Origin of the sequence: Pseudomonas fluorescens (assembly GCF_902497855.1) — a bacterium.
GTDB lineage: Bacteria > Pseudomonadota > Gammaproteobacteria > Pseudomonadales > Pseudomonadaceae > Aquipseudomonas > Aquipseudomonas fluorescens_BI.
Genome location: NZ_CABVHU010000042.1, coordinates 1 through 7,141, shown reverse-complemented (window position 1 = coordinate 7,141; position 7,141 = coordinate 1). Strand labels below are relative to the sequence as shown.

The window sequence follows — 7,141 nt, the reverse complement described above, 5'->3', positions numbered from 1 at the left end:
ACAAATACATCCGTTACTACAACCATGACCGAATCAAGGCGAAGCTCGGCGGACTGAGTCCTGTGGAATACAGAACACGATCCGCTGGCTAGCGACAAAGACCGTCCAACATTTAGGGGTCAGTTCAGGGGGAGACCGCGTGGCTACCAGGGAATCGTTTCACCCCTGTAATTCACAAAATGATGCCCGCCCTTGCCGGTGTAGGCGTTGACCTGATCAATCAACCCGCGAGTGCTGGTGTCGACATCGATATCCGCACCTTCACCGCCCATATCGGTTTTCACCCAACCCGGATGCAGCGACAACACCGTGAGTGTCTGCTCGCCCAACTGCGTCACGAAACTGTTGGTCATGGAGTTCAGCGCCGCCTTGCTGGCCTTGTACAGCGCCAGTTCCGGCGAGTCAGGCATGGTCACGCTGCCCAGCACCGAACTCATGAATGCCAGCACGCCGGTCTCTGGACGGATCTGCCCGGCGAAGCGCTGGGCCAGATTGATCGGAGCCACGGCGTTGGTGAAGAACAGCTGCCCGACTTCGGCCAGCGTCGCGCCGCCCGGTGTTTGAACGTCCGGCCCCTTGACCCCGGCATTGACGAACAACAGGTCGAACACTTGGTCCTTGAGTCGTTGGCTCAGGGCGATCACCGCCTGCTGATCGTCCATGTCGAGTTTTTCGATCCGCACCGCGCCCAATGCCTGCAAGGCTTCGGCGTTCTGTGGGTTGCGCACGGTGGCGGTGACTTGCCAACCATCCGCCAGCAGGGTTTTCACCAGGCCGAGGCCCAGGCCCCGGGAGGCACCGATGATGAGTGCGGTTTTTGCCGTAGACATGAGTGGTTTCCTTGATTAATGAAGATCACGGATTCAAAGGACAATGCTGCCCGATGCGTTGCTGCAACTCCTGGCGCAACGCGTCGAGTTAAAACCGAAACGTCGTGCACAACAAGGTGCTGTGAGAGGCACCTTGCACTATGTCGATCCCTGGCCAGGCCCTACATGAGGGCAAAACCCTTGATCAGGCTCCTGTTCTGCTCAGGCGCTCTGGTCAAAAAACGAGCAGCCGCGACCAGCCCATGCCGGATGTGGGGCGGCGACAGTCATGAACGGGTTATCCACAGATTGCTCCACAGTATTTGTGCGCAAGCTCCCTGCCCGGGCATAAGCAAAGTGCGGCTTTGTCCTAAAGGTGATAAACCGCGCTAACTATTTGTTTTCACGTGGATTTAGCTTTTCTGATGGCACATTGGACGAAAAATGCACAAAGGCCGCAAAGCCGCATGACAGAAGGGTTACAGGCGAATGTGCTCAGGTTATCCACAGGCGGGTGCACAGCAGATGTGGGCAAGTACAGCGCTGTGACGAACGGGCGGTGAACGTTGTTGGTGCGATTAGTGCTGCAACAAAATGCGTCCGCGACTCAGGTCGGCCAGTTGCGATTGCAGGGTGCCGATCCGGGCCTCGCCAACGGCCAGTTGCAACTCGACTCCGTTGGCCGTGAAGTGCTCCTCCACGATCAAACCGCCTGCCTCGGCTACCCGAAGTTTTACCAATGCCAGCTCGGCAAACCCACAGGCACAACTCACCGGCACCCGGCTGATCAGCTCGACTTTCGGCGCCGCCTGCAGGCACTTGTTGGCACCGCCGCCGTACGCCCGGGCGAGGCCGCCGGTGCCCAGTTGGATTCCGCCGTACCAACGGATCACCAGTACTGCGACCTGATCGCAATCCTGGGCTTCGATCGCCGCCAGAATCGGCCGCCCGGCGGTGCCGCCAGGTTCGCCATCGTCGGTGCTGCGGTATTGATCGCCGAGCTTCCACGCCCAACAGTTGTGCGTGGCATTCAAATCGCTGTGCTGCTCGATAAACGCCTGGGCGTCAGCCGGGCTGCTGATCGGCGCTGCAAGGGTGATGAAGCGGCTTTTGCGAACTTCTTCGCGGTACTCGCAAAAACCGCTGAGGGTGAAAGGCATTGGGAACTCAAATGGCAGGTGTGAGGCCGCAGCCTTTGAGGATGATGCGGATCAGGTTGTTGCCGGCATCGTCCATGTCTTGTCTGGTCAGTTTGGTGCGCCCGGTAACACGGCAGATCTGGGTGGCGAAGTCTGCGTAATGCTGGGTGCTGCCCCACAACAGAAAGATCAGGTGCACCGGGTCGACCGGGTCCATTTTACCGGCGTCGATCCACGCCTGGAATACGCCCGCCCGACCCTGGAACCAGACGCGGTAGTCCTGGTTGAAATATTCGGTCAGGCATTCGCCACCGCTGATGACTTCCATCGCGAAGACCCGCGAGGCTTGAGGTTGCCGTCGCGAGAACTCCATCTTGGCGCGGAGATACCGTGTCAGCGCTTCAGCCGGATCGTCCTCGGCCGTCAGGGTGTTGAAGGTGCTGTCCCACAGTTCGATGATATTGCTCAGCACCGCCACGTACAAACCGAGTTTGTTGGTGAAGTAGTAATGCAGGTTCGCTTTGGGCAGCCCGGCCTTCAGGGCGATGGTGTTCATGCTCGTGCCTTTGAACCCGTGACGGGCAAACTCGTCTTCGGCAGCTTTGATGATGGTCTCTTCGTTCTTCTGGCGAATGCGGCTGGCGGGTTTGCCACCGTGGGCTGGGACTTCAAAGGTCATAGGCACTTCCGGACAGGTGGGTGGGTGCAGCGAATGCGTTGATAGCGCACCCACAGGCTCCAGACAAGTCCCGGGTGCGATAAAAGCCCGGGACGCTTTAACGCGTCGCCGCCAGGCTTTCCAGAAAACTCTCCAGCACCAGGTGCGGGCGGCGGCCCTTGCGTGTGACCGACGCCAGGCTCAGGTCATAGAACCGCGCTGTCGGTTTCAGCGCACGCAAGCGACCTTGTTGTAGCCAGAGGCTGGCGTAGTGGTCCGGCAAGTATCCGATGTAACGTCCGGTCAGGATCAGGAAGGCCATGCCTTCACGGTCGGATGCGCTGGCCGTGCAATTGAGCGCCTGGTAATGGGCCTGGATCTCGGCCGGTAGACGGAAGGTCGGCGCGATGGCGTCCTGGCTGTTGAGACGCTCGTCGTCCAGTTGTTTGTCGTCGACATAAAACAACGGATGACCGACCGCGCAATACAGCAGCGAACGTTCGCTGTAGAGCGGCTGATATTCCAGCCCCGACAGCGCACTGGCCTGCGGCACCACGCCGACGTGCAAGCGACCGTCGAGTACGCCTTGTTCGACTTCGTTGGGCGCAATCATGCGGATCTGAATCTGCACATCCGGGCCCCGTTCCTTCAGTTGCGCCAGGGCGTGGGTGATGCGCATGTGGGGGAGGGTGACCAGGTTGTCGGTCAGCCCGATAGTCAATTCGCCGCGCAGGTGTTGGTGCAGGCCGTTGACTTCGGTGCGGAAACTTTCCAGCGCACTTAACAGTTGCAACGCCGACTGGTAAACCTCGCGACCTTCTTCGGTCAGGGAAAACCCGGCACGCCCGCGTTGGCACAGACGCAGGCCGAGGCGGTGCTCCAGGTCGCTCATCTGCTGGCTGATCGCCGAGCGGCCGATCCCCAATACCGATTCCGCCGCAGAAAAACCGCCGCATTCGACCACACTGCGAAAAATCCGCAGCAGGCGGATATCAAAGTCGCTGACTTGTGCCAGCGGATCGGGACGACGGCTGCTCATGCGCTAATGACTCAAAGTTTAGTGGAGGGCTGACTGAACGTTACAAAAGTTGGATTTCACCGACTTTATCCCCGTGGCAATTTAGCTGCAAGAACGCTTTTGATCTCTATGCCGCTTATTGCCCTGCGAGGTTTTGCTGATGAACTTGCCCGAAAACGCCCCGTCCTCCCTGGCCAGCCAGCTCAAGCTGGATGCCCACTGGATGCCTTACACCGCCAACCGTAACTTCCAGCGCGACCCGCGACTGATCGTCGGCGCCGAGGGCAGCTGGCTGATCGATGACAAGGGCCGCCGGGTCTACGATTCGCTGTCCGGTCTGTGGACCTGCGGCGCCGGGCACACTCGCAAGGAAATCCAGGAAGCGGTCGCCAAGCAACTGGGCACCCTCGATTACTCGCCAGGCTTCCAGTACGGGCACCCGCTGTCGTTCCAGCTGGCAGAGAAAATCACCGACCTGACGCCGGGCAACCTGAATCACGTGTTCTTCACCGACTCGGGTTCCGAGTGCGCCGACACCGCGGTGAAGATGGTCCGCGCTTACTGGCGCCTGAAAGGTCAGTCGACCAAGACCAAAATGATCGGCCGTGCCCGTGGTTACCACGGTGTGAACATCGCCGGCACCAGCCTCGGCGGCGTCAACGGCAACCGCAAAATGTTCGGGCAGGCGATGATGGACGTCGATCACCTGCCGCACACCCTGCTGGCGAGCAACGCTTACTCGCGTGGCATGCCGGAGCAGGGCGGTATCGCCCTGGCCGATGAACTGCTGAAGTTGATCGAGTTGCATGACGCTTCCAACATCGCCGCCGTGTTCGTCGAGCCGTTGGCCGGTTCCGCTGGCGTACTGGTTCCGCCACAGGGCTACCTCAAGCGTCTGCGCGAGATTTGTGATCAGCACAACATCCTGCTGGTGTTCGACGAAGTGATCACCGGTTTCGGCCGTACCGGCAAAATGTTCGGTGCCGATACCTTCGGCGTGACCCCAGACCTGATGTGCATCGCCAAGCAAGTCACCAACGGCGCGATCCCGATGGGCGCGGTGATTGCCAGCTCCGAGATCTACCAGACCTTCATGAACCAGGCGACGCCTGAGTACGCCGTGGAATTCCCTCACGGCTATACCTATTCCGCGCACCCGGTGGCTTGCGCCGCGGGCCTGGCGGCACTCGACCTGCTGCAAAAGGAAAACCTGGTGCAGAGCGTGGCCGAGGTCGCACCGCATTTCGAAAATGCACTGCACGGCCTGAAGGGTTCGAAGAACATTATCGACATTCGTAACTACGGCCTGGCTGGCGCGATCCAGATCGCACCGCGTGACGGCGATGCCATCGTGCGTCCGTTCGAGGCGGGCATGGCGCTGTGGAAAGCCGGGTTCTACGTGCGCTTCGGCGGCGACACCCTGCAGTTCGGCCCAACCTTCAACAGCAAGCCGCAAGACCTTGATCGTCTGTTCGACGCGGTCGGCGAAGTGCTGAACAAAATCGACTGATTCGAAAAAACTTGTAGGAGCGAGCTTGCTCGCGATGGACGTCAACGATAATGGGGGCTGCCTGGCTGAACGCGGCGCCCTCGAATCCCTCGCGAGCAAGCTCGCTCCTACAATAGCCTCTATATACAGGCGTCCTTCAATGGACGCCTGTGGACAACTTTTCTGGAGCCCCGCATGAGCCTTATCCCGCATTTGATCAACGGCGAACTGGTCACCGAAGACGGCCGCACCGCCGACGTTTACAACCCGTCCACCGGCCAGGCCATCCACAAGCTGCCGTTGGCCAGCCGTGAAACCATTCAGAAAGCCATCGACTCGGCCAAGGCCGCGTTCCCGGCCTGGCGTAATACCCCGCCGGCCAAACGTGCGCAGGTGATGTTCCGCTTCAAGCAACTGCTGGAGCAGAACGAAGCGCGTATCGCGCAGCTGATCAGCGAAGAACACGGCAAGACCCTGGAAGATGCTGCCGGTGAACTGAAGCGCGGTATCGAGAACGTCGAGTTCGCTTGCGCGGCACCGGAAATCCTCAAGGGTGAATACAGCCGTAACGTCGGCCCGAACATCGATGCCTGGTCGGATTTCCAGCCGTTGGGCGTGGTCGCTGGTATTACGCCATTCAACTTCCCGGCCATGGTGCCGCTGTGGATGTATCCGCTGGCGATCGTCTGTGGCAACTGCTTCATCCTCAAACCGTCCGAGCGTGATCCAAGCTCGACGCTGCTCATCGCCCAGCTGTTGCTGGAAGCCGGCTTGCCCAAAGGCGTGCTGAGCGTAGTGCATGGCGACAAGGCGGCGGTGGATGCGCTGATCGAAGCGCCGGAAGTCAAGGCGCTGAGCTTCGTGGGCTCGACACCGATTGCCGAATACATTTACGCCGAAGGCACCAAGCGCGGCAAACGCGTGCAGGCGCTGGGCGGGGCGAAGAACCATGCGGTGTTGATGCCGGATGCGGATCTGGATAACGCCGTCAGCGCACTGATGGGCGCGGCTTACGGTTCCTGCGGTGAGCGTTGCATGGCGATCTCGGTGGCGGTATGCGTCGGTGACCAGGTTGCAGATGCATTGGTGGCCAAACTGACGCCGCAGATCAAGGCGCTGAAGATCGGTGCCGGTACGACTTGTGGCCTGGACATGGGCCCGCTGGTTTCCGGCCAGGCCCGTGACAAAGTCAGCGGCTATATAGAAGACGGTGTTTCGGTTGGTGCATCGCTGGTCGTCGACGGTCGTGGCCTGAGCGTGGCCGGTCACGAGGAAGGCTTCTTCCTGGGAGGCTGCCTGTTCGACAACGTCACGCCAGAGATGCGCATCTATAAAGAAGAGATCTTTGGCCCAGTGCTGTGCGTGGTTCGCGTCAGCAGCCTGGAAGAGGCCATGCAACTGATCAACGATCACGAGTATGGCAACGGCACCTGCATCTTTACCCGTGATGGGGAGGCGGCGCGGCTGTTCTGCGATGAGATCGAAGTCGGTATGGTTGGGGTCAACGTACCTTTGCCGGTGCCGGTGGCGTATCACAGCTTTGGTGGCTGGAAGCGTTCGCTGTTCGGCGACTTGCATGCGTATGGTCCCGATGGCGTGCGTTTCTACACCCGTCGCAAGGCCATTACCCAGCGCTGGCCGCAACGGGCGAGTCATGAGGCGTCGCAATTCGCATTCCCTAGCTTGTAAATAGAAGGGAAGAAGGCCGGCACCCTCTATTGAAGGGGGGCCGGCCTTCGTGTTCCCGGGGTTTTTTACCTTATATGACAGAATTGTTAAATTAGGTGTTGACGGCAGATTCTGGAAGTCTATAATTCGCCCCACTTCCGGCGCAGTCGAAACGGAAAACTCCTTGGTAAACAAAGAGTTACGCAGTTTTCGGCAGCGAGTTGCTTCAGGTTATCGAAGCCCAGAAGGAGTTGATCAGGCAGTGTGTTGTCGCCTTATCAACGGTTCGATCTTCTCGGTCGAAAGCGGAGAAAAAGAGGTGTTGACAGCAGCGACTAACGCTGTAGAATTCGCCTCCCG

Annotated in this window: 7 protein-coding genes; 3 read left to right on the top strand and 4 right to left on the bottom strand. The window is 59.6% G+C overall.

What is annotated here, in order from left to right:
- Positions 1-92 (top strand): IS3 family transposase (locus F8N96_RS34705; RefSeq protein WP_150801630.1); only part of this gene is annotated, 92 nt, incomplete at its 5' end.
- A gap of 51 nt (positions 93-143) precedes the next feature.
- On the opposite strand, the gene F8N96_RS34700 is transcribed toward F8N96_RS34705, so the two are convergent.
- The 4 genes from F8N96_RS34700 to F8N96_RS34685 all read right to left on the bottom strand — a co-directional run bounded on the left by F8N96_RS34700 (position 144) and on the right by F8N96_RS34685 (position 3,645).
- Positions 144-830 carry an SDR family oxidoreductase gene (locus F8N96_RS34700; RefSeq protein WP_150801629.1) on the bottom strand — a complete coding sequence of 229 codons (687 nt, stop codon included), beginning with the start codon at positions 828-830 and terminating at the stop codon, positions 144-146.
- Positions 831-1,387: 557 nt separating this feature from the next.
- Positions 1,388-1,969, bottom strand: a complete 582-nt coding sequence (locus tag F8N96_RS34695; protein ID WP_150801628.1) for an IMPACT family protein — start codon at positions 1,967-1,969, stop codon at positions 1,388-1,390.
- Positions 1,970-1,976: 7 nt separating this feature from the next.
- Complete coding sequence (locus tag F8N96_RS34690) at positions 1,977-2,627, bottom strand: TetR/AcrR family transcriptional regulator (protein ID WP_150801627.1); 651 nt, start codon at positions 2,625-2,627, stop codon at positions 1,977-1,979.
- Between the two features lie 97 nt (positions 2,628-2,724).
- On the bottom strand, positions 2,725-3,645 hold the full coding sequence (locus F8N96_RS34685; RefSeq protein ID WP_150801626.1) for a LysR family transcriptional regulator: 921 nt from the start codon (positions 3,643-3,645) through the stop codon (positions 2,725-2,727).
- Positions 3,646-3,784: 139 nt separating this feature from the next.
- On the opposite strand from F8N96_RS34685, the gene F8N96_RS34680 reads away from it, so the two are divergent.
- Together F8N96_RS34680 and F8N96_RS34675 are read left to right on the top strand one after the other, a co-directional pair.
- Positions 3,785-5,134, top strand: coding sequence for an aspartate aminotransferase family protein (locus F8N96_RS34680; protein ID WP_128870467.1), 1,350 nt, complete (start codon positions 3,785-3,787; stop codon positions 5,132-5,134).
- 174 nt (positions 5,135-5,308) lie between these two features.
- Positions 5,309-6,802 (top strand): CoA-acylating methylmalonate-semialdehyde dehydrogenase, encoded by a 1,494-nt coding sequence (locus F8N96_RS34675; RefSeq protein WP_150801625.1) that lies wholly within the window; start codon positions 5,309-5,311, stop codon positions 6,800-6,802.
- The last annotated feature ends 339 nt before the right edge of the window (positions 6,803-7,141 follow it).

Excerpts from the sequence above, each read along its gene's own strand:
- F8N96_RS34680 (WP_128870467.1), top strand. The coding sequence starts at position 3,785 with ATGAACTTGCCCGAAAACGCCCCGTCCTCCCTGGCCAGCCAGCTCAAG.
- F8N96_RS34675 (WP_150801625.1), top strand. The coding sequence starts at position 5,309 with ATGAGCCTTATCCCGCATTTGATCAACGGCGAACTGGTCACCGAAGAC.
- F8N96_RS34695 (WP_150801628.1), bottom strand. The coding sequence starts at position 1,969 with ATGCCTTTCACCCTCAGCGGTTTTTGCGAGTACCGCGAAGAAGTTCGC.
- F8N96_RS34700 (WP_150801629.1), bottom strand. The coding sequence starts at position 830 with ATGTCTACGGCAAAAACCGCACTCATCATCGGTGCCTCCCGGGGCCTG.
- F8N96_RS34690 (WP_150801627.1), bottom strand. The coding sequence starts at position 2,627 with ATGACCTTTGAAGTCCCAGCCCACGGTGGCAAACCCGCCAGCCGCATT.
- F8N96_RS34685 (WP_150801626.1), bottom strand. The coding sequence starts at position 3,645 with ATGAGCAGCCGTCGTCCCGATCCGCTGGCACAAGTCAGCGACTTTGAT.